Raw genomic sequence first — 24,066 nt, 5'->3', positions numbered from 1 at the left:
CCTACGACAGAAAGGCGCTGATATGACCCGGCAGATGGAAGGCGTATATCTGACTGGCCATGGAGGTCCTGAGGTGTTGGAATGGCGGGAAAGCGTCCCCGTTCCGACCCCCGGTCCAGGGCAGGTTCTGGTGCGCGTCGCCGCTGCCGGGGTGAACAACACCGACATCAACACGCGGATCGGCTGGTACTCGCCGGATGTTACAGAAGCGACGGATGCGGTAGATCAGCAGGTTGAGGCCGGCGGGTGGGGAGGTGCGCTGCACTTTCCCCGCATCCAAGGCGGTGATCTGTGTGGGATTGTTGAAGAGGCTGGACCGGGGGCAGCGTTCAAGCCCGGCCAACGCGTGACCTGTCCTATCAACTTGCCACGCCCGGGGCCGGGTAGACCGCATGGTTTTATCGCGCTTGGTTCAGAAATCGACGGAGCGTTTGCCCAATACTGTCTGGTCGATAGCAATGATCTCTATGATGTGACCGCCTCGCCCCTATCAGACGTGGAAATCGCCGCTATTCCCTGCGCGTTTGGGACCGCAGAAAACCTGCTGACTCGCGCTGGTGTGTCGGCAGGCCACACAGTGCTGATCACAGGGGCTTCAGGCGGTGTGGGCCTCGCCGCGGTCCAGCTCGCGGCGCTACGAGGAGCGACGGTCTGGGGGGTGACAAGTGCTGCCAAGGCGGATGTGGTCAAAGCGCAGGGGGCGTCGGCAACCTTTGACCGGGATGCGCAACTGCCGAAGGATTTGTTCGATGTCGTCATCGATGTGGTGGGCGGCTCGGCTTGGCCCGATCTCATACTGGCGCTGAAACCCGGCGGGCACTATGCGGTGTCAGGTGCAATCGCTGGCCCCATCGTCAGCGCCGATTTGCGAGACATCTATCTGCGCGACATCACAATCCATGGCTGCACCCATCAGCCTCCCGAAGTCTTTGGCCGACTTGTTGTGCTGATGAATGCAGGTCGGATCAGGCCTTTGGTCTCAAAAACCTACCCGTTGCGTGACATTGTTCAGGCGCAAGAGGATTTTATGTCCAAGACCTTGCCCGGGAAACTGGTATTAATACCGTGAAAGGGGGGTAGATGGCTGACATTACGCTTTTAGATGGTTCGATCGGGCAGGAACTGGTGAAACGCAGCGGTGACCCGCCCACGCCTTTGTGGTCAACGCGGGTGATGATCGACAAACCTGACTTGCTGACCGAAGTTCACGCGGCCTATTTCCGCAGTGGCGCGACGATTGCCACCACGAATACCTATGCCATTCACCGCTCGCGGCTGGTGCGTGAGGGGATCGAAGACCAGATGCCACGTCTGATCGAGGCTGCTCTTTCGCGGGCCGAGCAGGCTTGCGCGGGAACTGACGGTCGTATCGCTGGTGCGCTTGGTCCGCTTTTGGCCAGCTACCGGCCCGATCTGAACCCCGACCCAGACGATGCGGCTGAAAAATTTGCCGAGCTGGCTCAACTGATGGCAGACCGGGTTGATCTGTTCCTGATCGAAACCGTGTCCTCGGTTCTGGAAGCCGAAGGTGCGCTTCGCGGTACCGAGAATTGCGGCAAACCCGTCTGGCTGGCATTGTCGGTTATGGATGATGACGGCACGCGATTGCGGTCAGGCGAAGCGCTGGAGGACATAGCCCCGCTTGTTGCGCGTTACGCCCCCGAGGCCGTTTTGATCAACTGCGCGCGCCCGGAAGTGATTCCGGCTGCACTGGAGATCATCGCAAAGCTGGGTCGCCCATTCGGCGCTTATGCCAATGGCTTTACTGGTATCAAAGACGGTTTTTTGAAGGATGCCCCGACGGTTGACTCTCTGGAAGGCCGTCATGACCTAGACCCTGACGCCTATGCGCAGCATGCCATGGGCTGGGTGGCGCAGGGCGCGACGATTGTTGGCGGTTGCTGCGAAGTTGGGCCAGATCACATCGAAACCCTTGCCGACAGTTTACGCGCGGCCGGGCACACAATTGTTTGAGTGTGCCTCATGTCGATCCGCAACAAACCTGAACGGCGAAAAGATCGGGATCAGCAGCATTTCGATATTCTGGTTGCACCCGGTTTCGTGTTGCTTGAATTGGCCTCGTTGGTCGATGTGTTGCGCCTGGCCAACCGGGTATGCGCGCATCCTCCGTTCACATTCACATACCGGTCCCGAAAGGGGGGACCTGTTGAAAGCAGCAGTTGCGCGACGGTGTCGACCGAAACCATACCTGCGCAGCCCGATGCGGATTATCTGTTTGTGATCGGAAACTCGGATCCGGATCAGCCAGAGCTTTCTTTAGGTCGCGTCGTGCCCGACTATACGTACCGGGGAGCCCAGGTCTTTTTGCTGGCCGAAGCAGCAAGCAGGTACATCGACGAAAACGGCGCTGATCATATGGCAACCCATTGGGAAAACGCCTCTTTCTTACGCGAACGTGGCGCGCGTTTTGAGGCCAAGCTTTCAATTGCGACCGAACAGGGTTCGGTGGTCACCTGCGCTGGAATGGAGGCAACGACGGATGTGGCACTGGCGGTTATTGGGCGGCACATTTCGGGTGCCGCCAAGATGACAGTTGCGGACATCATGCTGCACGAGAACATCCGCGATTTCTCATCTATGCAGCCGTTCTCAGGCGCTCGGAATACAGCCACAGGTGACGCAAAGCTGGATCAATGTATCAAGCTGATGCAGGCGAATATCGAAGAACCGTTACCGATCAATCAGATCGTTGACATGTTACACGTGTCGAACAGATCGCTTGAGCGCAAGTTCAAGGCAACTTTCGCAACCACTCCAAACGGATTCTACCGAGAAATGCGCTTGGCCAAAGCCAACAACCTGCTTTTGAACACAACGATGAGCGTGCGGGAAATCGGCTTGGTGTGCGGCTTTCCAAACGGATTCTCATCCGTTTACAAAAGCGTCTTTGGCGTCACTCCGTTTGTTCTGAGACGTCAAAAAAGACGTGCAGAATATAGGTGATTTTCGCGATTGAGATGACGTTTTTGACGCTTTTTTTGTCGATCCTTCATGGCATTTTGCAAAAAACCTGAGACAGCGGAGACATCAGGATGGTTGATCTTCCCACCAAGGCCCGTGTGGTCATCATCGGCGGCGGCGTCATCGGATGCTCGGTCGCGTATCACCTTACCAAGAAAGGGTGGACCGATGTTGTGTTGCTTGAGCGCAAGCAACTGACCAGCGGCACCACATGGCATGCTGCAGGTCTGATTGCGCAGCTGCGCGCGACCGCAAACATGACCAAGCTGGCCAAGTACAGTCAGGAACTCTATGGCGCACTTGAGGAAGAAACTGGCGTTGCCACAGGGTTCAAGCGTTGCGGATCGATCACGGTGGCCCTGACTGAAGAGCGCAAGGAAGAGATCTATCGTCAGGCCGCCATGGCCCGCGCCTTCGGGGTTGAGGTCGAAGAGATCGACAATGATCGTGTGCAGGAGCTGTATCCCCATCTGAACCTGGAAGGGGTCAAGGGGGCGGTTTATTTGCCTTTGGACGGGCAGGGTGATCCAGCGAATATCGCTCTGGCTTTGGCTAAAGGTGCGCGTCAGCGCGGTGGCGTCGTCAAAGAACGTGTGAAAGTCACCGACATCGTCAAGCAGGGTCGTAAAGTCACCGGCGTGGACTGGATTGCGGACGATGGCAGTTCCTCGGGCCATATCGAATGCGACATGGTGGTGAACTGTGCGGGCATGTGGGGCCACGAGGTTGGTAAGATGGCAGGTGTGAACGTGCCGCTTCACGCCTGCGAACATTTCTATATCGTGACCGAAGGGATCGACGGGCTGACCCAACTGCCGGTGCTGCGCGTACCGGATGAATGTGCCTACTACAAAGAGGATGCCGGAAAAATCCTGCTGGGCGCGTTTGAGCCAAATGCAAAACCCTGGGCGATGAACGGCATCCCCGACAGTTTCGAATTCGACCAGTTGCCAGAGGATTTCGATCACTTTGAACCAATACTCGAAGCGGCCTGCAATCGGATGCCGATGTTGGCCGAGGCGGGGATTCACACCTTCTTTAACGGCCCCGAGTCCTTTACGCCGGATGATGCATATCACTTGGGACTCGCCCCCGAGATGGATAACGTTTGGGTCGCTGCAGGGTTCAATTCGATTGGTATTCAGTCGGCGGGTGGTGCTGGTATGGCACTGGCCGAGTGGATGGACTCGGGCGAGAAACCGTTCGATCTGGGCGATGTTGACATCAGTCGCATGCAGCCGTTTCAGGGCAACAAGCAGTACCTCTTTGAGCGTTCGAAAGAGACGCTCGGCCTGCTTTATGCCGACCACTATCCCTATCGCCAAAAGACCACCGCGCGCGGTGTGCGCCGGACACCGTTTCACCATCACCTGATCGAACAGGGTGCCGTGATGGGCGAATTGGCTGGGTGGGAGCGCGCCAATTGGTTTGCCAACGAAGGGCAGGAACGAGAATATCAATACAGCTGGAAACGGCAGAACTGGTTCGAGAATTCGGCTGCCGAACACCGTGCCGTGCGCGAAAATGTAGGCATGTATGACATGTCGTCCTTCGGCAAAATCCGCGTCGAAGGGCCGGATGCCGAGAAATTCATGAACTATATCGGCGGCGGCGATTATTCAGTGCCCAATGGCAAGATCGTCTACACCCAATTCCTAAACCGTAGCGGTGGGATCGAAGCAGATGTCACGGTCACACGGTTGACTGAGACCGCCTACCTGGTCGTCACCCCCGCGGCGACCCGAATGGCGGATCAGACCTGGATGATGCGTCATGCAGGCGGCTTCAATGTGGTTATAACCGATGTCACCGCTGGCGAGGGCGTTTTGGCCGTCATGGGGCCGAATGCGCGTGCATTGCTTGAAAGGGTTTCGCCCGCTGATTTCTCGAACAGGACTAACCCCTTTGGCACGGCACAACAGATTGAGATCGGTATGGGTCTCGCTCGCGCCCACAGGGTGACCTATGTGGGTGAGCTTGGGTGGGAGATCTATGTGTCGTCCGACATGGCAGGTCATGTTTTTGAGGCGCTGCACGAAGCCGGACAAGATATGGGCCTGAAACTCTGCGGCATGCACATGATGGACAGTTGCCGGATCGAGAAGGGTTTTCGCCATTTCGGTCATGACATCACCTGCGAGGATCACGTGGTCGACGCGGGATTGGGATTTGCCGTCAAAGTGGACAAAGGCAGCGATTTCATCGGTCGCGAGGCGGTGATGGCCCGAAAGGAAAGCGGGCCCAAGAACCGGCTTGTCCAGTTTAGACTGACTGATCCCGAACCACTGTTGTTCCACAACGAACCAATCGTGCGCGATGGTGAATATGTAGGTTACCTTAGCTCGGGCAATTATGGTCACACGCTGGGTGGTGCCATTGGTCTGGGCTATGTGCCCTGCGAGGGCGAAAAGCCTGCAGACGTGCTGGCCTCGACCTATGAGATCGATGTCTGTGGTGTGAAAGTCCAGGCAGAGGCGTCGTTGAAACCGATGTATGATGCGAAATCCGAGCGGGCCAAAGTCTAGAAAACATCGACAGTGGTAGGCTCTGCCCCACCGTCCGTACCGGGCGACGCTCGCGAGAGTATTTGTGGCCAGATGAACAAGGGATCACCTGCTCATCTGGCGAACAATATCCATGAGCGTGAGACAGCGCTTCGCATATAGATTGGCTGCAGAACGCGCGACCTATCAGAAACTTTGATGCCCTGCTTCACAGTTTTGATAGTTCCCAAGCCCATCTGATTTGCCGTAGAGAAACACGGTATCAGTCGGAGACTCGCTGTGGCAGACACCCGCGTACCACCAAACAATACCGATACGCCCAAAGGGCTGGCGTTGGCTGTGATGGCCTATGTGCTTTGGGGCTTCCTGCCACTTTACATGAAAGCAATGGAGCATATCGGCCCGATCGAGGTAGTTGCGCATCGGGTGATCTGGTCGGTGCCGGTGGCCGGGCTGCTGCTGATAGCGCTCGGGCGGACCGGCGATCTGAAAACTGCACTTCGCAATCCCAAAATGTTGGGTATGGCGGCAATTACAGCGGCGCTGATCTCGGTGAACTGGGCGATTTATGTCTGGGCGATTTCATCGGGGCATGCGCTGGACGCGGCTTTGGGCTATTACATCAACCCTTTGTTCAGCATTGCGTTGGGTGCGATATTGCTGCGCGAACCTCTGAACCGAACACAGTTGGTTGCGGTCGGGTTGGCCGCTTTGGGGGTGTTGGTGCTGGTGTTTCAGGCGGGAAGCTTACCCTGGGCGGCTTTGGGCCTGATGTTCAGTTGGGGGTTTTATGCGTTCTTCAAGCGCTCACTCCCAATTGGGCCCAACCAAGGGTTTTTGTTGGAAGTCCTGATTCTACTGATACCCGCCGTGGCCTACGTCACCTGGCTTGGAACAAGTGGTGCCGGGCATTTTGGAGCAGCCGTGTCAGACACTGCGCTGCTTGCGGGCGCGGGGCTGGTGACTGCAATTCCGTTGCTGCTTTATGCCAATGGGGCCAAACTGGTGCGTCTGTCGACGATGGGTATCCTGCAGTACATCGCGCCCACGATGATTTTTATCACCGCGATCACGTTGTTCGGAGAGCGTATTGATCAGGCAAGATTGATCGCGTTCCCCCTGATCTGGGCCGGGTTGATTGTGTATTCGATCCCGATGATCCGGCAAATACGGTCTCAGGCCTAGCGAATGAGCTGGGCAAGCTGTTCCGCCCAGATTGCATAGGCCTTGGGGCTTGGATGATATCCGTCCGGCGCGGCGAGCGCCGGGTCATCGGGCAGGTTCAGCGCCAGATGTGAAACTTGCGGATATGCTGCAGCCACCTTCTGCAAGCCGTGATCCAGCCTTGCAGCCTGCTGCCCCAAAAACCAGGCGAGCGGCTGAGGCAGAGCGGGAAAACGCGCCATCTGAGGAACCGCAGACACGATCACCCGCCTGGCCTTCATCGGCCCGGTCAGAAGATCCAATAGCCGGGTTTGTCGGTCCTCAAAGCTTTGTCTGCTTACCGCTCGGGTCACGTCGTTCACACCCAGCGCCGTTATGGCCACATCAAACTGTTCGAAAAGCCCTTGCAGCTGCTCAATTGTGTTTTGAGTGGTATGCCCGGTGGCCGCCTCAAGCCGCCATTCCACGGTATAACGCTTTGCCAATTGGCCGACCAGTTGCCCGGATAGCGCCTGGCCTTGTGTGCCCGCCCCAACGCCAGCGGCCGAGCTGTCCCCGGTGATCAACAAGCGCAGTCTGGGCCCGCGCCCTGCACACCCTTGGCGGGGACCAGTCGGTTCTGGCAGAAATTGCGCATTGCGTCTTACCGCGAACCCCTGAATGGCCAGAATAGGCAAAAGCGGAATTCTGAGAATCTGATCGGCGGCAACAGGCAAAGGAACCGTTAGCTCAGCGCATCTTTGAACTTTAGAAAGCGCGCATCTTTCATGACTCGTGCCATCATGGCTTCGCGCAAGGCTCCGACGGTCTTGTAAGGACGCATGACGACCTCAAATTCCTGAATAAGCCCGTCTGCGTTCAGCGTGATCAAGTCTACACCCACGGCGTCCAAGGCACCGACTTTGCATTGAAACTCCAATGCCCAATCGTCGCCGTCGCCCATGATCCGACGATACTGAAATTCGGAAAACACCTGACCCACATGACCCAGAACCGCTGCAACAGGTTCACGCCCGGTCCAGGTGCTGTAGTAAGTGGGTGGTGAAAACCGAACATCTTCGGCCAGCAACTCTTGGATCAGGCCTTCATCGCCCTTGGCCACTACTTCTTGCATTCGTTTGATCGTCGGGTGCATACCGTCTTCCCTCTTGTTGACCAAAGAGTTGCTGAACCTTTTCACTCACGCAAGGACGACGTTGCGGGAGGGGGCCGCCTGAGATAGGCAAGCGCGCATGAGCGAAACCTATGATCCCCCAAACTCTCCTCTGGATGTGCTGTTTGAAGACACGCAATTGATCGTGGTGAACAAGCCGGCGGGTTTGTTATCGGTGCCGGGGCGGGGAGCGCATCTTGCTGATTGTCTGCTAACTCGCGTGCAAGTTGCGTTTCCACAAGCGTTGCTGGTGCATCGGTTGGATCGGGATACATCCGGTGTAATGGTGTTTGCACAGACGCCGCATGCCCAGCGGCATCTGGGGCTACAGTTCGAAAATCGCCAGACCCGCAAAACTTATGTCGCGCGCGTATGGGGGCGGGTAGAACCAAAAACGGGAACGGTTGATCTGCCGCTGATCGTCGATTGGCCCAATCGCCCCCGTCAGATGGTCTGTCACGACACCGGCAAGCCTGCTGTTACGGATTGGCGCGTGGTTAAATACGAGGGCGAGACAACGCGTGTTCGCCTGTCTCCCAAGACCGGACGATCGCACCAGTTGCGGGTTCATATGCAGGCGCTGGGGCATCCTATCTTGGGTGATCCGTTTTATGCCGATGGCGCGGCGCGCGACTTCCCGCGGTTGATGCTTCATTCGGAAGAACTGCGCCTCAAAAATCCCGAAGGCGGGGTGTCGATGAAATTTCGCGCGCCAGCCGAATTCTGATTCTAGGCGTTACTGGTCCAAAGCATCTTCAGGTTTCCCAGCGAAAACCGCCGGGTGCGTTTGACCGGGCGTATAACTTGGCGTTCCCGTGCGGCAGCAATTTCACGTTCGATTTCGAATCCGCGCAAAACGTGACCTTGGGACCAGCGATCCAGTTCCAAGGTCATCATGACGTGATTGTCGAGGTAGGGCATAGTCACTCTCCTGAATTGCAATTGCCCAATCTTCGCCCAACACTCCTGACACCACCTTGTCAGGGGGGTGTGCTAAGTTGTCAGCAGATCTTTAGGAGACCCGGATGCGCCGATCGACACGTCTGTTCGAAATCATTCAGATCTTGCGTGCTGCTGAAGCGCCCGTGACGGCCGATGCGTTGGCCGCCAAGCTCGAGGTTTCGGTGCGCACCGTCTACCGCGATATTGCCGCGTTGCAGGCCCAGCGTACGCCAATCGAAGGCGAAGCGGGTGTTGGCTATCTGATGAGGCGCGGCTATGACCTGCCGCCATTGAATTTCGATGCGGAAGAGGTTGAGGCCCTGTGGGTGGGCCTGTCGATGCTGGCCCGCACTGGTGACAGTACCCTGCAACAGGCCGCTGACCGGGTGTGTCGTAAGATCGAAGCCCTGCGCGCGCCAGCTAACTGGCTTCAGGTTGCGCCTTGGGGCGCGCCGATGGATGATCCGGAAAAGGGCTGTGTGCCGGTCGTAAACTACCGCGAAGCGATCCGGGCTGAACGCAAAATACGCATCACCTACGTGAATTCAGAAGGCGAACGTACCGAACGCACGGTGCGGCCCGTCGCCCTGATCTACCACATAGAATGCACTATGCTGGCCGCGTGGTGTGAGCTGCGAAACGGGTTTCGCCATTTCCGCACAGATCGGATCTGGGCATGCGAACTGACCGAGGATCATTTCTGCGGGCAAGGGGAACTACTGCGTGCAATCTGGCAAGAGCAGAACACCTGGGATAACTCCGCAGGGGTGGCCTGAATGGCGGGTATTCGCCTATTTCACTCAATTGTTGCTTGAGGCCCATTGTTCTCACTGTGTTATACTAAGCGTAACGAAACAAACCCGGTGAACGGGTACGTGAGCAGAAGGTGATGCAATGACGATTTCCAAATGTGTACTGACGGTTGGACTGTGTTCAGCCCTGTTTTTGGGGGCGTGTACCGACCCGGGCACTCTCAGCGTGCAAAACGATCCCAATCAGAATGCCAAACAAGGCGCGTTGCTGGGTGGTCTGATTGGCGCGGGCGTGGGTGCGATTGCCAATGATTCCGACCCGCTGCTGGGTGCATTGGCCGGTGGGGCCATCGGTGCCGCAGGTGGTGGCGTGATCGGCAATCAGCTTGATCGGCAGGCGGCTGAGTTGCGGCAACAGCTGGCGAATGACGGCATAACGATCGTCAACGCGGGGGATCGCTTAATCGTCACGGTTCCGAATGACATCACCTTCGACACCGACAGTTCCACCGTGCGCCCGGCCTTGCGTGCCGATTTGGTGAAGGTGGGGCAGAATTTGGTTAACTACCCGAATTCGAATGTCCAGATTATCGGTCATACTGACAGTGACGGAGAGGCGTCCTACAACCTCGGACTGTCTGAACGCCGCGCCAATGCGGTGGCTGATATTCTGCAGGCCAATGGTGTCAGCTACGCCCGTATCACTACTGTCGGGCAAGGTGAAAACAACCCGATCGCATCGAACCTGACACCCGAGGGGAAAGCCCAGAACCGGCGGGTCGAGATTGTGGTAGTTCCCAGCGACAACACCTGATCACGCGTCTCGCGCACAATGACTGCGCGTCATCGGGCCTTTGGTTCGATGGTGTCTCGGGATAACTAAGGGGAAACACCAAAGCGGAGTTTCCCCATGTCCCAACCGATCCTTCTTGGCCTTTCCGGCTCGCTACGGCAGGATGCGACCAACCGTAAATTGCTGCGCGAAGCTGCACGCCTGTTCGAACCCGGCACGTTCATTGAGGCTGATCTCAATCTGCCGCTTTATGACGGCGATCTCGAAGTTGGCGAAGGCATACCTGAAGCCGTGCAGGTTTTGGCCGATCAGATTGCCCAGGCCCACGCGGTGATCATATCAACCCCGGAATACAACAAAGGGCCTTCGGGTGTTCTAAAAAACGCGCTGGACTGGGTCAGCCGGACGAAGGGCAAGCCTTGGATGGATAAACCGCTCGCCGTCATGTCCGCCGCTGCGGGCCGGGCCGGGGGGGAACGGGCGCAAATGATCTTGCGGTCCTTCATGGTTCCCTTTCAGCCACGCATTCTGCAAGGTCCCGAGCTTCACTTGGCGGACAGCTCGAATGAATTTGATGCAGACGGGCGGCTGTCTAACGACCGCTACGAGCATACGCTGCATAACCTGATGCAGAAGCTGCGGGCAGAGGCCGGGTTTTAATCCCCTTTGCTTGCCGGTCTGTACCGCAACTTCTAGGTTATGCGGATGAAGGATCAAGACCAGATAGAGACTCAGGCCGATGTCGTAGATCCTGCCCGAGCGGCTGCACTGCAGGTAGCATTGGGGCGGGAACCGACGATTGAGGCAGGCTCAGTACTACCTCCCTTCTTTCATCAGCTCTATTTCTGGTCGCCGCATGTGCCGAGCGATCTTGGGCGTGATGGACATCCGCGGGTAGGCCAAGGTCTGATCCCCGATATGGGACTACCAAGGCGCATGTGGGCAGGTGGGCGACTGCAGTTTCATCAGCCCTTTGTGGCAGGGGTCGCAGCCGAGCGTCAGACGGTCAGAGAAAGCGCCGTGGCAAAGACAGGACGTAGCGGACCGTTGGCATTTGTCACACTGCGTCACGAGATTTGGCAAAAGGGCGCGCTGAGCGTGACCGAATGGCAGGATCTGGTTTATCGTGAAGATCCCTCATCAGACGCACCGGCTCCAAAAGTTCCGATGGCTCGAACGGATGAGTTGGATCACCGCATTGTTGAATTTGATACAACCCTGTTGTTCCGCTATTCGGCGCTGACGTTTAACGGACACCGGATCCACTACGATCTTGACTATGCGCGCGACGTGGAAGGCTATGCCGGGCTGGTTGTCCATGGACCACTGCTGGCACAATTCCTCATGTTGTTCGCAACCGATCTGATGGGGCCTCTGGCGGAGTTTACGTTTCGCGCTTCGTCGCCGCTGATGAATTTCGAAACGGCGACCCTGTGTCGGGACGGTCAGGAGTTTTGGGTGCGTGGACCCGGAGGCCGGCAATGCATGTCAGCCAAGGCAATTCCGCAATCAGAGTGAAGCTTCGGGCAGAAAATCCTGCGGGATTCTATCGCGCCCTTCCAGCATCAAGTCGGCCATTACCTCGGCCACCTTCGGTGCCATACCAAAACCGATCTTGAATCCCCCATTAGCGATAAACTGCCCTTTGTGCAGGGGATGCGCGCCCAGCATCGGCGCGCGGCTTTTGCTGCGGGGGCGGACACCGGCCCAGCGTTCGATTACTTCCGCCCCGTGCAGAACCGGCACGGCACGCATGGCGCGGTCCAGTACATCGTCTAGAGCGGCATCTGTGCTGGTCGGATCGTTGTATTCGCGTTCTGATGTCGAGCCAATGGCCAACGTACCATCGGCATGAGGCACGATGTGAACGGCATCGGCAAACAACTGTGGTACGTCGCCCGCATCAAATCGCAGCAACGCTGCCTGTCCTTTCACGCCGTTACCGATTGTCTTGCCAAACGCCTTGCTGAGCTCTTGCAGACCCGCAAGTCCAGTGGCGTGTACGACTTGTCCCTTGTCGGGCGCTTCGGCGGTAACTTCTACTCCCATTACGGCAAGCGCGGCCACCAGCGCCACGCAGGCACGCCTTGGGTGCATGCGCGCGCTTAGTGTATCGTGGACGACATATCCCGTCGGGCTGGGTGGGCACCAGGCACCAATCTGATCTACCAACCGGACGCGCCAATCAGCCTGACCCTGCCAGAGTGTTGCAGCAGTTTGTTCACGCGCTTGGGCCAGCTCCAAACCGCGTGCGTCTGGTATGGGTTGCAGACGCCCAAGACGTGCGTAGCCGGGCGACACACCACCGGTGGCCTCGACCTGTTTCCAGAACGGTTCAGCCATGATTAAACTTTCAAACTGGAACGCCTTTTTGGTGTTCCAGTTTTCGGGCACATGTGGGGCCAGCGCGCCAACAAGCCCTCCACTGGACCCCGCGCCCGGACCAAATGGATCGACGATCTGAACCTTCGCGCCGCGCCGTGCGCAGGTCCAGGCGATGGAGAGGCCAAATATTCCTGCGCCCCGCACCGTCACATCGACCATTGCCAATCCCCTTTTCGTTGTTCAGTGTCGCGCCGCTTAGCTACAGGATTCCCCGATGGCAGACCAGCGTGCCGAACTTACTTGGACGGAAGACCAGATCCCGGTCTCGAATCGGTTCGATGACCCCTATTACTCGTTGCAGAACGGGTTAGAGGAAACGCGTCATGTGTTTCTGGCAGGCAACGATCTGCCAACGCGCTTTGTACCGGGGTTTCACATCGCTGAACTAGGCTTTGGCACCGGCCTGAATCTGTTGACCGCGTGGTCGGCGTGGGAAGCAGCAGGGCAGACTACACCTTTACGGTTCACCAGCTTCGAGGCCTTTCCGATGGCGCCTGACGATATGGCGCGTGCTTTAGCCGCCTTCCCCGAGATGACACCGTGGGCCGATCGCTTTCTGAAAACATGGAATGGGCAGAAATGCGTGCTGGACACGTTGCATCTTGAGGTCATGGTCGGAGACGCGCGCCAGACCTTGCCCACATGGGCAGGTGAGGCAGATGCGTGGTTTCTGGATGGCTTCTCACCCGCAAAAAACCCCGAGCTGTGGGAGGCTGACCTGATGCAGCAGGTGGCGGAGCACACGATTCAAGGCGGTACAGCGGCAACCTATACTGCCGCGGGTTTCGTGCGTCGGGGCCTATCCGACGCAGGTTTTGATGTTACCCGCAGCCCCGGCTTTGGCCGTAAACGGCACATGACCCGGGCGGTGAAGCAATGAGCCAGAAGAACAACGTCAACGCCGGTATAGCGCTTATGGTCAGCGCGACGATCGTGTTTGCTTTGCAGGATGGGATTTCGCGCCATCTGGCCGGTACCTACAATACGTATATGGTGGTGATGATCCGGTACTGGTTCTTTGCCGCATTCGTGATTGCTCTGGCTGCGAGATCTAGCGGAGGTTTGCGGGCGGCGGCGCAAACCAGCCAGTTGGGACTCCAGATATTCCGGGGTGTGTTACTGGCCGCAGAAATTTGTGTCGCCGTTTTCAGCTTTACCATTCTGGGCTTGATTGAAAGCCAGGCCGTTTTCATCAGCTATCCGCTGCTGATCGCTGCCCTCAGCGGCCCGGTTCTGGGTGAGAAAGTCGGCTGGCGTCGCTGGGCCGCCATCGGGGTCGGCTGCATCGGGGTGTTGATCATCCTGCAGCCCGGTGCCGGTGTGTTCAACCCTTGGGCTGTAATCCCGCTGATCTCGGCGTTTATGTTCGCGATTTATGGCCTGCTGACACGTTATGCGGCTCGGCGTGACAGTACTGCGACCAGTTTTTTCTGGACTGGGGTGGCTGGTGCAGTCGCAATGACTGCTGTTGGTGTCTGGTCTTGGGAACCCATGGCCAGCAGCGATTGGTTTTGGATGGGGTTGCTTTGCATCGCGGGCGCTCTGGGACACTGGCTATTGATTAAGTGCTACGAAATGGCCGAGGCCAGCGCCGTGCAACCCTTTGCCTATTTCCATCTGATGTGGAGCGCAATTCTGGGCATCACGATCTTCCACGAGACCCTGCGCCCCGAGGTTGTTCTGGGCGCAGCTTTGGTGATCGCGGCGGGCCTGTTCACCTTATGGCGCGAACGACGAAAGGGTCGAACCAGTTAGTTCCTTTGAGAATGGCACTGGTAAAGCCGGCTGCCCAAGCCGAGCGCGATAGACCGGCAGGCTTTCGGCGACACGCATGACATAGTTGCGCGTCTCCTTGAAAGGAATGGTCTCAATCCAGTCGATCACGTCCACCTGGCCCCGGCGCGGGTCGCCATAGCGTTCCATCCACGAAATCGGCCGTCTTGGCCCCGCGTTATATCCAGCGGCCATCATCACGACATTGCCGTTGAAGTCCTCTGCAAGCGTTGCAAGATAATTCGCCCCCAGCTTTGCGTTATATTGCCAGTCCGAGGTTAGGCGCGCGGTTTTATGGCCACCCAGAATACCCAAATCCTGAGCCACAAGTTTGGCGGTAGCGGGCATGACCTGCATCAAACCGCGCGCGCCTGCGCCACTGATGACTACCGGATCGAACTCACTTTCGCGTCGGGCAATTGCCAGCGTCATTTCCTTCGCCATGGGAAGTCCCATATCTGCGACCGGATGCACTGGGTAATAAGCGGCAGGCAAAACAACACCGGTTGTTGCCGCGCGCTTGGCGATCATGACGGCCAGATGCGGTTCGTTCAGTTCGATCACCAGGTCACCCAGCTGAGCGGCCTGGGTTTGATCGAGACCTTCCACCAAATGGGTCAGAAACCGTTCTGAAAGGTTTCCCTCTCCTGCGCGCTGCAACAGCAATCCAGCCTCCAACACGCTTGAGTCAGCGAATGCGGCTTGTTTCCAATGCGGCGCGCGGCGTGGGTTGGCCAATTCGCTGTCAAACGGACGGCCGATTTGTTCCGCCGCCAGCAACCCGTAGAACGAGGTCTGATAGTTCGCGCCTTCGGCATAAGCCTCGTGCGCCTTGTCAGCATCCCCCTGCGCCGCATAGGCGCGGCCCAGCCAATATCCACCGCGACCCTTCGAAATCGGCGATTGCACCGCCTCCGAGAAATTCTGGAAATGCCGCACCGCCGTGGCCGGATCATTCAGCTTGCGCAGCGCCAGAAATCCCGAGAGCCACTCCAAATCAGCATAGCCATAGCCCATTTCGGGGGTCATGTGGTGATTGGCGGCAATCGCATAGGCGCGTTCGGCATCTCCCGTGCGCATCTCAAGACGTGCCAGTCTGCGTCGCCCTTCCGCCCATTTGTCGGGTTCACCCAGCGATTTTGGTCCGGTCGAGCGTGCCAACATCAGATCAATGGCGCTGTCGTCCAGTTCTTTGCGATCCCGCCACACGAAACGATCAAATGCCAGGCCAGGGTCTTTGGCCAGTGATTCCGGCACTGCGGCGACTTTGCCGTCCACTCCGTTTTCGCGCTTTTGCAGGGCAATGCGCGCCTCGGCCAGTTTGCGCTGATCAGAGTTGACCAGGGGCAGCATCCGCCCGGCGCTGACAAGATGCCCATCCCACAACATCCGATCCAACCTGGCCTCGTGATGTGGTCTCAGAAGCTTCCCGAAGTTCTCAAGATAATCCTTTTGTAGGCCCGACCCCATCGGCATAGTTCGCCACGCGGTTACGACGTCGGCTTCTGCTTCACCATTGCGGCCTTGGCTTTTCAAGGCCACGGCATAATTCAAAGCACCTTCTGCTGTTTGCGGAGGCAACCCTTCGTAGAATTTCAGAACTCGATTCGGATCGGCCCCGGTGAATGATGGCTCGCTTTTACGGCGCAGCCAGGCCAAACCGGGCCAATCCGGGCGCCGCTCAAGAAACACCAGTACATCGCCCGAGCTGCCAAAACCTTCGCGTAGCCAATGCCAGACAATAATGTCCCGCGCCACCGATCCACGCTGGCCTGCCACGCGCAGCGCGGCATTCCAATCGCCCTTGCGCATCTCATAGAGCCCCGCGCGCAAATCCTGCGTCGCATCCGCACGAGTGGCATGCGGCTGTAGCATCAGCGCCAGAATCATCGCTATTCCAAGCGACAGAATACGTCTCATCCCTTGCATTCCCCAACAAACCAAGGATACAGCCATGCAGGATAAACCTTGCACCGCCGGGATCAACTCACAAACCCTTAATCGTGACAGACCGGTGCGCAAAAAACACCTAAGGAGCGTTCCATGTTTAAAGGCTCAATGCCAGCCCTGGTCACCCCGTTCAGCAACGGCGCGTTGGACCTGGAAACGCTCAAACACTTGGTGGAATGGCAATTACAGCAAGGTTCGACCGGTCTGGTTCCGGTTGGTACGACCGGCGAAAGCCCGACTCTCAGCCATGAAGAACATGAAACGGTTATCGCCGAAGTGGTGAAGGCTGCAGCAGGTCGCGTGCCTGTAATCGCAGGCGCGGGCTCCAACAATACTGTCGAGGCCATTCGGTTTGTTCAGTTTGCGCAAAAAATCGGTGCGGATGCGGCGCTGGTCGTAACCCCCTATTACAACAAGCCGACCCAGAAAGGGCTGCTGGCGCATTTCCAAACTCTGCATGACAGTGCCGATATCCCGATCATCATCTACAACATCCCGGGTCGTTCGGTCATCGACATGACTCCTGCAACGATGGGTGAGTTGGCGAAACTGCCGCGCATCATCGGGGTCAAGGACGCGACCGGAGATCTGGCGCGCGTCAGCCAGCAGCGTGCAAGCTGTGGTGCGGATTTCTGCCAGCTATCCGGGGAAGACGCGACTGCACTGGGCTTCAACGCTCATGGCGGAGTGGGCTGCATCTCGGTCACCGCAAACGTGGCTCCGAAGCTCTGTGCTGAATTCCAGCAGGCAACGCTGAATGGCGACTACGAAATGGCGCTGGAGTATCAGGACCGCCTGATGCCCCTGCACGAAGCGATCTTCATCGAGCCCGGTCTGGTCGGCGCAAAATACGCGCTCAGCAAACTTGGCCTGTGTAGCACCGAAGTGCGCTCGCCTCTGACCGAGCTGGAAGACAGCACCAAAGCCGCTATCGAAGCAGCAATGGCGCATGCTGGATTAATCTGAAATCAATATACGGACTCGTAAGGGCGGCCTCGAAGATCGAGCGCCGCCCTTTTTTAATTCGGGATCCAAATTTCATCTGGCTAGAAATACCTCGGGGGAGGCGCGGCTTACCGCGACGGGGGCAGAGCCCCCATCAACGCTTGCCGTAGTACAACCCAACCACATGCTCTGCTTGCGCGAAGAACAACCAGCGTGAAACAGCAACGCCGGTGACATGCGACAACACCGCCACAAGCGCAAAGACATGCTTGATCAGAACGCCGCCAAAGGGGATCAGAAGCAGCAGTAAAGGCAGCACAAAAGCCAGACCAAAAGATATCATCCGTAGTTTCTGCGCATGCTTCCGACCGACCACATGCACAAACTCACGCAGCAGATAGTTTGTACCTGTATGAGGTGGTTCGAATGCGCGGACAGCGCCTCGCTCACCAAGCCCTGTCGCGGTTGCCAGCGTGGTTCCCGATCGGGACAACGCACCGTCGCCCTTGGCCCAATAGGCAAGCTGTACAGCGCCGGCAATGGCCAGCAACCAAGGGGCAAGCGCTTCTGCTCCGGCCAACAACGCCCCGCCTGCAAGGCTGAACGACAAGAACATGGCTGGTGTCAGGTTCATGTTCCAGCGTGGGATGGTCTTAAGCTGCGTGTAGATCATCGATGTGGTGAAGACCGTGGCCAGTGAGAACGCCGCGCCAATCCAGCCCAGCACACCCCAGCGTTGGCCCAGAAAGACTGCGCCGATGGCATAAAGCCCCATGACGAGCAGCGCGATGACCGCGCACCAACCCTCGCGGCTGAGCCAGCTAGAGCGCCACTGGGTAAAGGCTTTCCACGCACGTTCCGGGTGGCCGAGGTGGAAGGTCGACGCGAGCAAACCGCCGACGGACAAGCCATAGGCAATTGCGAAGAACACAAACGCGACCCAGCCCGAGATGTCGGGTATGCCGAGCCCCAGGAAAAACAGCAATCCAAATCCGAGACCGGACAGAGTGGTAAAGATGATAACGGAAGGTGCCGGGTGCATCAGAGCTTCTCCAGGGTCTTGTCGAGCCAGCCAAGGAAGCCCTTGGGCTCTTCGGCGACCGGGGCCAGTAGAGGGGCCAGAATGTCAATCTGCTCCTCAATTTTGTCCTTGGGTCGGGGCGGCAGGTATTTGTTGACGGGTTTGGTGCCCATTTCAGGCATCAGGTCCATGCCCCCACGTTCGGCGACCAGCTTACTGACATCGCTGTCGGGGTCTCCGAGATCGCCAAAGTGCCGGGCACCTGCCGGGCAGGTGCGCACACAAGAGGGCACACGATCCACCTCGGGTAGGTTCTCGTTGTAAATCCGATCGACGCAAAGCGTGCATTTCTTCATAACGCCTTCGGCCTGATCCAGTTCGCGTGCGCCATAGGGGCAGGACCACGCGCACAGGCCGCAGCCGATGCAGTCATTTTCGTTGACCAGAACGATTCCGTCCTCAACCCGCTTGTAGCTGGCACCGGTGGGGCAGACGGTCACGCAGGGTGCGTCTTCACAATGCAGGCAGGATTTTGGGAAGTGGATCAATTGGGCATGCCCTTCGGCGGGTTGCACCTCGTAAGAGTGCACCCGGTTCAAGAAGGTGCCTGAAGGGTCAGCACCATAAGCATCCTGATCCGACAGTGGCGCGCCGTAGTTTTCGGTGTTCCAGCCTTTGCATGAAATGACGCAGGCATGGCAGCCAACGCAGGTGTCCAGATCAATGACCAGACCCATCTTGCGTTCGGTTGATTGGGGGAGCTGGGTCATGACTGCCTTGCCTCTGCGATTGTGGTCAGGGCGGGCTGGGGCTCTGCCCCAGACCCCGAGATATTTATAGCCAGATGAAGAACGGATCGGGTCATTTGCCCACCTTCCAGGCCAAATCCTTTGGCCCTTGCCCGACCGGCGATTTGATTGGAGCGAATTCTGGCTGGCTTTCAGCATCGCTTGGAGCGGCGGCCTTTTCGATTTTTACCTTCAGATCGAACCAGGCGGCCTGACCGGTGATCGGATCAGAGTTTGCCCAGCGCAGGCCGTCACCTTTGGGGGGCAGCAGCTCGTGGATCAGGTGGTTGAGCAGGAAACCCTTGGTGGCCTCGGGGGCGTCTTTCTGCAAGGCCCAGGCCCCTTTGCGCTTTCCGATGGCATTCCAAGTCCACACGGTATTGTTGTTCAGCGCAGCCATCTCCATGACGGGTACCGTGATCTCGCCATGTGGAGAGCTGACTTTGGCCCAATCGCCGTCTTGCAGCCCGTGTTCACGCATCAGCTTGGTCGGGACGTATAGCGGGTTGCGCCCATGCAGCTGACGCAACCAGGCGTTTTGTGTGCCCCAACTATGATACATCGCCATTGGCCGCTGGGTCAGAGCGTTGACGGTGAAGCCTTCATTGCCGGTCTGATCGGTTTCGTACCAAATGGGCAGGGGGTCCATTGTATCTTGGATCTGCGCGCGCAGGTGATCTGGGGGCTGGCGTTCCCCGTAGCCTTCGGCGGCCAGTTGGAATTTACGCATCGGTTCGGAATAGAGCTGGAATAGATAGGGCTGTGGGCTGTCATAGATACCCATGCCCACAGCCCAGTCTTGATAGGCAGTGTTCCAAGGTTTGTAGTAATCCGCACCTTCGGGAATATGCGCGACATAGAAGCCACCATTCTCGATGTATTGGTTCAATTGGTCGGGGTTAACCTCGCCACGACCTTCCTTGTCGCCGTTTTCGCCCCGGAAACCGGCAAGCGGTCCAATGCCCGGCTTGCGTTCGTGGTTGACGATATAGTCGGCGTAATCCGTCCACTTGGCGCTGCCATCATCGTTGGTAAAGCCGGGCAGGCCCATGCGGTTGGCCAGATCGATCAGAACCGACTGGAAGCCGCGTACGTCGCGGTCGGGTTCAATCACCGGCCAGCGGATCGCGTCTGCCGCTGCCTCGGCCTCGCAGATCGGGCGGTCCAGTAGCGAGATACAGTCGTGTCGTTCCAGATAGGTTGTATCGGGCAGGATAAGGTCGGCATAGGCCACCATTTCCGAGGAATAAGCATCGGAATAGATGATATGCGGGATCACGTAGTCGCCGTTCTCATCCTTGTCCGTCAGCATGTCCATGACACCCTTGGTGTTCATGGTCGAATTCCAGGACATGTTTGCCATGTACATGAACAACGTATCGATCTTGTAGGGATCGCCTGCATGGGCATTCGAGATCACCATGTGCATCAGCCCGTGGCTGGACATCGGGTTTTCCCATGTAAACGCTTTGTCGATCCGCGCCGGGCTGCCGTCTTCTTTCAGCGCCAGATGCTCGGGGCCGCGAACAAACCCCAGATGCGGCCCGTCCAGCGGCGTATTCGGCGTCACCTTACAATGCGGAGTCGGATGCGCCTCAACTGGCTTGGGGTAGGGCGGCTTGAAGCGGAAGCCGCCGGGGACTTCGACCGTTCCAAGCAGGATCTGTAATACATGTAGGGCGCGGCAGGTCTGGAAACCATTGGCATGGGCTGAGACACCACGCATCGAGTGCATCGCGACGGGGCGACCAATCATCTTCGAGTGTTTCTCGCCCCGGAAATCGGTCCATTCATGGTCCAGTTCGAACGCTTCATCAAAGGCCACACGGGCCAGCTCGCCAGCAATCGCGCGAATGCGGGTCGCCGGTACGCCGCATTTATCTGCGATTGCCTCGGGGGCGTATTCATCCGCCAGATACCGTTCTGCCATGTGGTGGAAGACGGGGCGGTGAGTGACACCGTCCTTTTCGTAGGTCGCTGATAGGTCAGGGCGGACGCCGGGGGTGTCGAAAGCAGTCAGCTTGCCGGTATTGCGGTCGATGACCAATGGCTTGCCGTCATCGTCTTTCAGGAACAGACCCTTTTCCGGACCGTCGGATGCGTTGATCAGGACCGGCGCGTTGGTGTAGCGACTTAGGTAATCCAGATCGATTTTGCCTGCCTTCATCAGCACATGGATCATCGACAAGATGAACAGGCCATCGGTACCGGGGGTGATGCCGACCCAATCATCTGCCACGGCGTTATAGCCCGAGCGGATCGGATTTACCCCAATCACCCGGGCACCGCGCGCCTTGATCTTGCCGATGCCCATTTTAATCGGGTTGCTGTCGTGGTCTTCTGCAACGCCGAACAGCATGAACAGCTTGGTGTGATCCCAGTCGGGCTGACCGAATTCCCAGAATGCACCGCCCATCGTGTAGATGCCACCGGCTGCCATGTTGACCGAACAGAACCCGCCATGGGCTGCATAGTTACAGGTGCCGAAATTCTGTGCCCAGAAACTGGTGAAGCTCTGGCTCTGATCACGGCCGGTGAAAAAGGCCAGTTTCTCGGGGTTGTCTTCGCGGATCGGTTTTAGCCAACCGACAGCGATCTCGAGCGCCTCGTCCCAACTGATCTCTTCGAACTCGCCAGACCCACGCGGGCCGACGCGTTTGAGCGGTGCGCGTAGGCGCGACGGGGCGTTCACCTGCATAATCCCCGCGCTGCCTTTGGCGCAGAGAACGCCCTTGTTTACCGGATGATCCCGATTGCCTTCGATATAGGCGACCTTCCCATCCTTCATGTGCACGTTGATACCGCAGCGGCAGGCACACATGTAGCATGTAGTCCGGCGGATCTCGTCTGACACGGGTGGGGATAGGTTGAGGTTCGGTTGTTGATTCACGCTGTCTCTCCCTGTGGCGGATCGCCTTGGTACCTGTACGTGTTGAACACACTGGAGCGTAAGCACACCGGGCTCAACCATATAGAGGAAGAGAGTGCAGGCACCCCCTTCCTCTGCTTTTCTTTAAGCGGACCGGTTGAACACGGTCCGACTTATGTTTTTGACAGCAATCAAACCTGCTGCAGACGCATGTCGCTTGCGTCGATACCTGCAACCTCAACCGGCTTCTTCATCGCGTCGCGACGGAAGGGTTCACCCAGTTCCTGGTTGATCATTGCTTCGATCAGGGTGGTGATGCCGTTCTTCTGGTCCTCGATCGCCTGGCTCAACGCCGCTGTCAGTTCATCCTGAGTGCGCGCGATGACGCCTTTCAGGCCACAGGCGTTGGCGATGCCGGCATAGGACACTTTGGTGTCCAACTCGGTGCCGACGAAGTTATCATCGAACCACAGGGTCGAGTTGCGCTTTTCCGCACCCCACTGGTAGTTGCGGAACACAACCTGAGTGATGGCGGGCCATTCTTCGCGGCCGATGGCGGTCAGTTCAGTGACTGCAATGCCAAAGGCACCGTCGCCAGAGAAGCCGACAACTGGTACATCCGGGCAGCCGATCTTCGCGCCAATGACCGAAGGCAGACCATAGCCACAGGGGCCGAACAGGCCGGGGGCCAGATACTTGCGGCCTTCTTCAAACGAAGGATAGGCGTTGCCGATGGCGCAGTTGTTGCCGATGTCGGACGAGATGATCGCCTCTTTCGGCAGCGCGGACTGGATCGCGCGCCATGCTTTGCGCGGGCTCAGCCAGTCCGGCTTGGCCGCGCGCGCGCGTTCGTTCCACGTGGTGCCCGGATCGTCCTGCTCGTGGTCCATCGAGGTCAACTCTTGCGCCCAACGCGATTTGGTTTCGGCGATCTTAGCCTTGCGCGCGTCGCGGCCTTCGTCACCGGCTGTGTCGGACAGTTGGTTCAGGATGCTGGTGGCAACGCTCGCCGCATCGCCCACGATACCAACCGAAACCTTCTTGGTCAGGCCGATGCGGTCGGGGTTGATGTCGACCTGAATGATCTTTGCATCTGCAGGCCAGTACTCCATGCCGTAGCCTGGAAGGGTCGAGAACGGGTTCAGGCGTGTACCGAGGCACAGAACAACGTCTGCTTCCTTGATCAGCTGCATACCGGCTTTTGAGCCGTTATAGCCCAGCGGGCCAGCGAACAGTGGGTGCGAGCCGGGGAAAGCGTCATTGTGCTGGTAGCCAACGCAAACCGGAGCGTCCAGACGCTCGGCCAGTGCTTTCGACGCTTCGATGCCGCCTTTCGACAGAACGGTGCCTGCACCGTTCAGGATAACGGGGTTCTTTGCGTTCGACAGCAGAGCGGCAGCTTCGGATACGGCCGATGCACCACCCGAAGGCAGTTCAAACTCAACAACAGCAGGCAGCTCGATGTCGATCACCTGAGTGAAGAAGTCGCGCGGAACGTTGATCTGCGCAGGTGCCGAAGCGCGCTTGGCGTTCATGATTACGCGGCTCAGAACCTCGGCCATACGGCTGGGGTCACGCACCTCTTCCTGGTAGCAAACGCAGTCTGCGAACATGCGCATCTGCTCCATTTCCTGGAATCCACCTTGACCCATGGTCTTGTTTGCGGCCTGCGGAGTGACCAGCAGCAGCGGAGTGTGGTTCCAATAGGCAGTTTTGACGGCGGTCACAAAATTGGTGATGCCGGGGCCGTTCTGGGCGATCATCATCGACATCTTGCCGGTTGCGCGGGTGTAGCCGTCAGCCATCATGCCGCCGGACCCTTCGTGGGCACAATCCCAGAAAGTGATGCCTGCTTTGCCAAAGATGTCGGAGATCGGCATCATGGCCGAGCCGATGATACCGAACGCATGTTCGATGCCATGCATCTGCAGGGTTTTTACAAAGGCTTCTTCAGTGGTCATCTTCATCTGCGTAATCTCCGATCATAGAAGGATGGAACGGGGGTTTTGCACCCAGTTTTCTGATCGGTTTTGGCGTACGGGTGT

At 57.9% G+C, this 24,066-nt stretch carries 22 protein-coding genes; 13 read left to right on the top strand and 9 right to left on the bottom strand.

What is annotated here, in order from left to right; all coding sequences use genetic code 11:
• Positions 1-22 precede the first annotated feature (22 nt).
• From ACR0AU_RS06100 to rarD, 5 genes are all read left to right on the top strand, one after another.
• A complete protein-coding gene (locus ACR0AU_RS06100) occupies positions 23-1,069 on the top strand; it encodes an alcohol dehydrogenase family protein (protein ID WP_170636373.1) in 1,047 nt (348 codons plus the stop codon).
• Between the two features lie 11 nt (positions 1,070-1,080).
• Positions 1,081-1,974: a homocysteine S-methyltransferase family protein gene (locus ACR0AU_RS06095; protein WP_480795419.1), complete on the top strand. Its 894-nt coding sequence runs from the start codon at positions 1,081-1,083 to the stop codon at positions 1,972-1,974.
• Between the two features lie 9 nt (positions 1,975-1,983).
• On the top strand, positions 1,984-2,964 hold the full coding sequence (locus tag ACR0AU_RS06090; protein ID WP_170406633.1) for a GlxA family transcriptional regulator: 981 nt from the start codon (positions 1,984-1,986) through the stop codon (positions 2,962-2,964).
• An 89-nt stretch (positions 2,965-3,053) separates the two neighbouring features.
• On the top strand, positions 3,054-5,507 hold the full coding sequence (locus ACR0AU_RS06085) for a GcvT family protein (RefSeq protein ID WP_480795418.1): 2,454 nt from the start codon (positions 3,054-3,056) through the stop codon (positions 5,505-5,507).
• A gap of 258 nt (positions 5,508-5,765) precedes the next feature.
• A complete protein-coding gene (gene rarD, locus ACR0AU_RS06080; protein WP_480590884.1) occupies positions 5,766-6,671 on the top strand; it encodes an EamA family transporter RarD in 906 nt (301 codons plus the stop codon).
• Here the strand turns inward: rarD and ACR0AU_RS06075 are convergent.
• On the bottom strand, positions 6,668-7,219 hold the full coding sequence (locus ACR0AU_RS06075; protein ID WP_480438883.1) for an SGNH/GDSL hydrolase family protein: 552 nt from the start codon (positions 7,217-7,219) through the stop codon (positions 6,668-6,670). The two genes, rarD and ACR0AU_RS06075, sit on opposite strands and share 4 nt — an antisense overlap.
• Before the next feature lie 155 nt (positions 7,220-7,374).
• A complete protein-coding gene (locus ACR0AU_RS06070; RefSeq protein ID WP_170398766.1) occupies positions 7,375-7,785 on the bottom strand; it encodes a nuclear transport factor 2 family protein in 411 nt (136 codons plus the stop codon).
• Positions 7,786-7,882: 97 nt separating this feature from the next.
• Between ACR0AU_RS06070 and ACR0AU_RS06065 the strand changes: the two genes are divergently transcribed.
• On the top strand, positions 7,883-8,530 hold the full coding sequence (locus ACR0AU_RS06065; RefSeq protein ID WP_170625796.1) for an RluA family pseudouridine synthase: 648 nt from the start codon (positions 7,883-7,885) through the stop codon (positions 8,528-8,530).
• Between the two features lie 2 nt (positions 8,531-8,532).
• Here the strand turns inward: ACR0AU_RS06065 and ACR0AU_RS06060 are convergent, their stop codons facing one another.
• Positions 8,533-8,724 (bottom strand): hypothetical protein, encoded by a 192-nt coding sequence (locus ACR0AU_RS06060; protein WP_480795417.1) that lies wholly within the window; start codon positions 8,722-8,724, stop codon positions 8,533-8,535.
• Between the two features lie 104 nt (positions 8,725-8,828).
• Here ACR0AU_RS06060 and ACR0AU_RS06055 point away from each other — a divergent pair, with 104 nt between their 5' ends.
• The 4 genes from ACR0AU_RS06055 to ACR0AU_RS06040 all read left to right on the top strand — a co-directional run bounded on the left by ACR0AU_RS06055 (position 8,829) and on the right by ACR0AU_RS06040 (position 11,808).
• Entirely contained in the window at positions 8,829-9,521 is a 693-nt protein-coding gene (locus ACR0AU_RS06055; protein WP_170732507.1) for a helix-turn-helix transcriptional regulator, read from the top strand.
• 118 nt (positions 9,522-9,639) lie between these two features.
• Positions 9,640-10,311: a YiaD family glycine zipper/OmpA-like lipoprotein gene (locus ACR0AU_RS06050; protein ID WP_170398755.1), complete on the top strand. Its 672-nt coding sequence runs from the start codon at positions 9,640-9,642 to the stop codon at positions 10,309-10,311.
• 96 nt (positions 10,312-10,407) lie between these two features.
• The gene (locus tag ACR0AU_RS06045; RefSeq protein ID WP_170646722.1) at positions 10,408-10,950 is read left to right on the top strand and encodes an NAD(P)H-dependent oxidoreductase; all 543 of its coding nucleotides are present in this window, start codon (positions 10,408-10,410) and stop codon (positions 10,948-10,950) included.
• 45 nt (positions 10,951-10,995) lie between these two features.
• Positions 10,996-11,808 carry an HTD2 family dehydratase gene (locus ACR0AU_RS06040; protein WP_480795416.1) on the top strand — a complete coding sequence of 271 codons (813 nt, stop codon included), beginning with the start codon at positions 10,996-10,998 and terminating at the stop codon, positions 11,806-11,808.
• Here the strand turns inward: ACR0AU_RS06040 and ACR0AU_RS06035 are convergent.
• The gene (locus ACR0AU_RS06035; protein WP_480795415.1) at positions 11,800-12,834 is read right to left on the bottom strand and encodes an NAD(P)/FAD-dependent oxidoreductase; all 1,035 of its coding nucleotides are present in this window, start codon (positions 12,832-12,834) and stop codon (positions 11,800-11,802) included. The genes ACR0AU_RS06040 and ACR0AU_RS06035 overlap by 9 nt on opposite strands.
• Positions 12,835-12,889: 55 nt before the next feature.
• On the opposite strand from ACR0AU_RS06035, the gene mnmC2 reads away from it, so the two are divergent.
• Positions 12,890-13,555 carry a tRNA (5-methylaminomethyl-2-thiouridine)(34)-methyltransferase MnmC2 gene (gene mnmC2, locus ACR0AU_RS06030; RefSeq protein WP_480795414.1) on the top strand — a complete coding sequence of 222 codons (666 nt, stop codon included), beginning with the start codon at positions 12,890-12,892 and terminating at the stop codon, positions 13,553-13,555.
• On the top strand, positions 13,552-14,430 hold the full coding sequence (locus ACR0AU_RS06025) for a DMT family transporter (RefSeq protein WP_480795413.1): 879 nt from the start codon (positions 13,552-13,554) through the stop codon (positions 14,428-14,430). Before mnmC2 ends, ACR0AU_RS06025 begins: the two co-directional genes overlap by 4 nt.
• Here ACR0AU_RS06025 and ACR0AU_RS06020 read toward each other — a convergent pair.
• Entirely contained in the window at positions 14,395-16,368 is a 1,974-nt protein-coding gene (locus ACR0AU_RS06020; RefSeq protein ID WP_170508849.1) for a lytic transglycosylase domain-containing protein, read from the bottom strand. The two genes, ACR0AU_RS06025 and ACR0AU_RS06020, sit on opposite strands and share 36 nt — an antisense overlap.
• A 123-nt stretch (positions 16,369-16,491) precedes the next feature.
• On the opposite strand from ACR0AU_RS06020, the gene dapA reads away from it, so the two are divergent.
• Positions 16,492-17,364 (top strand): 4-hydroxy-tetrahydrodipicolinate synthase, encoded by an 873-nt coding sequence (gene dapA, locus ACR0AU_RS06015; RefSeq protein WP_170732502.1) that lies wholly within the window; start codon positions 16,492-16,494, stop codon positions 17,362-17,364.
• A gap of 133 nt (positions 17,365-17,497) precedes the next feature.
• On the opposite strand, the gene ACR0AU_RS06010 is transcribed toward dapA, so the two are convergent.
• From ACR0AU_RS06010 to xsc, 4 genes are all read right to left on the bottom strand, one after another.
• Positions 17,498-18,385 (bottom strand): dimethyl sulfoxide reductase anchor subunit family protein, encoded by an 888-nt coding sequence (locus tag ACR0AU_RS06010; RefSeq protein WP_480795412.1) that lies wholly within the window; start codon positions 18,383-18,385, stop codon positions 17,498-17,500.
• Positions 18,385-19,134: a 4Fe-4S dicluster domain-containing protein gene (locus tag ACR0AU_RS06005; protein WP_480795411.1), complete on the bottom strand. Its 750-nt coding sequence runs from the start codon at positions 19,132-19,134 to the stop codon at positions 18,385-18,387. Before ACR0AU_RS06005 ends, ACR0AU_RS06010 begins: the two co-directional genes overlap by 1 nt.
• Positions 19,135-19,225: 91 nt before the next feature.
• A complete protein-coding gene (locus ACR0AU_RS06000; RefSeq protein WP_170732500.1) occupies positions 19,226-22,042 on the bottom strand; it encodes a molybdopterin oxidoreductase family protein in 2,817 nt (938 codons plus the stop codon).
• 170 nt (positions 22,043-22,212) lie between these two features.
• Positions 22,213-23,988, bottom strand: a complete 1,776-nt coding sequence (xsc, locus tag ACR0AU_RS05995; RefSeq protein WP_170425785.1) for a sulfoacetaldehyde acetyltransferase — start codon at positions 23,986-23,988, stop codon at positions 22,213-22,215.
• Positions 23,989-24,066: the final 78 nt, after the last annotated feature.

It is taken from the genome of Ruegeria sp. CG1, assembly GCF_056537265.1.
The sequence above is the reverse complement of the archived record's forward strand: the minus strand, read 5'-3'. Positions and strand labels throughout refer to the sequence as shown.

What these genes read in the sequence shown, in the direction of transcription:
- ACR0AU_RS06100 (WP_170636373.1), top strand. Translation starts at nt 23, where the DNA reads ATGACCCGGCAGATGGAAGGCGTATATCTGACTGGCCATGGAGGTCCT.
- ACR0AU_RS06095 (WP_480795419.1), top strand. Translation starts at nt 1,081, where the DNA reads ATGGCTGACATTACGCTTTTAGATGGTTCGATCGGGCAGGAACTGGTG.
- ACR0AU_RS06090 (WP_170406633.1), top strand. Translation starts at nt 1,984, where the DNA reads ATGTCGATCCGCAACAAACCTGAACGGCGAAAAGATCGGGATCAGCAG.
- ACR0AU_RS06085 (WP_480795418.1), top strand. Translation starts at nt 3,054, where the DNA reads ATGGTTGATCTTCCCACCAAGGCCCGTGTGGTCATCATCGGCGGCGGC.
- ACR0AU_RS06070 (WP_170398766.1), bottom strand. Translation starts at nt 7,785, where the DNA reads ATGCACCCGACGATCAAACGAATGCAAGAAGTAGTGGCCAAGGGCGAT.
- ACR0AU_RS06065 (WP_170625796.1), top strand. Translation starts at nt 7,883, where the DNA reads ATGAGCGAAACCTATGATCCCCCAAACTCTCCTCTGGATGTGCTGTTT.
- ACR0AU_RS06060 (WP_480795417.1), bottom strand. Translation starts at nt 8,724, where the DNA reads ATGCCCTACCTCGACAATCACGTCATGATGACCTTGGAACTGGATCGC.
- ACR0AU_RS06055 (WP_170732507.1), top strand. Translation starts at nt 8,829, where the DNA reads ATGCGCCGATCGACACGTCTGTTCGAAATCATTCAGATCTTGCGTGCT.
- ACR0AU_RS06050 (WP_170398755.1), top strand. Translation starts at nt 9,640, where the DNA reads ATGACGATTTCCAAATGTGTACTGACGGTTGGACTGTGTTCAGCCCTG.
- ACR0AU_RS06045 (WP_170646722.1), top strand. Translation starts at nt 10,408, where the DNA reads ATGTCCCAACCGATCCTTCTTGGCCTTTCCGGCTCGCTACGGCAGGAT.
- ACR0AU_RS06040 (WP_480795416.1), top strand. Translation starts at nt 10,996, where the DNA reads ATGAAGGATCAAGACCAGATAGAGACTCAGGCCGATGTCGTAGATCCT.
- ACR0AU_RS06035 (WP_480795415.1), bottom strand. Translation starts at nt 12,834, where the DNA reads ATGGTCGATGTGACGGTGCGGGGCGCAGGAATATTTGGCCTCTCCATC.
- mnmC2 (WP_480795414.1), top strand. Translation starts at nt 12,890, where the DNA reads ATGGCAGACCAGCGTGCCGAACTTACTTGGACGGAAGACCAGATCCCG.
- ACR0AU_RS06025 (WP_480795413.1), top strand. Translation starts at nt 13,552, where the DNA reads ATGAGCCAGAAGAACAACGTCAACGCCGGTATAGCGCTTATGGTCAGC.
- ACR0AU_RS06020 (WP_170508849.1), bottom strand. Translation starts at nt 16,368, where the DNA reads ATGAGACGTATTCTGTCGCTTGGAATAGCGATGATTCTGGCGCTGATG.
- dapA (WP_170732502.1), top strand. Translation starts at nt 16,492, where the DNA reads ATGTTTAAAGGCTCAATGCCAGCCCTGGTCACCCCGTTCAGCAACGGC.
- ACR0AU_RS06010 (WP_480795412.1), bottom strand. Translation starts at nt 18,385, where the DNA reads ATGCACCCGGCACCTTCCGTTATCATCTTTACCACTCTGTCCGGTCTC.
- ACR0AU_RS06005 (WP_480795411.1), bottom strand. Translation starts at nt 19,134, where the DNA reads ATGACCCAGCTCCCCCAATCAACCGAACGCAAGATGGGTCTGGTCATT.
- xsc (WP_170425785.1), bottom strand. Translation starts at nt 23,988, where the DNA reads ATGAAGATGACCACTGAAGAAGCCTTTGTAAAAACCCTGCAGATGCAT.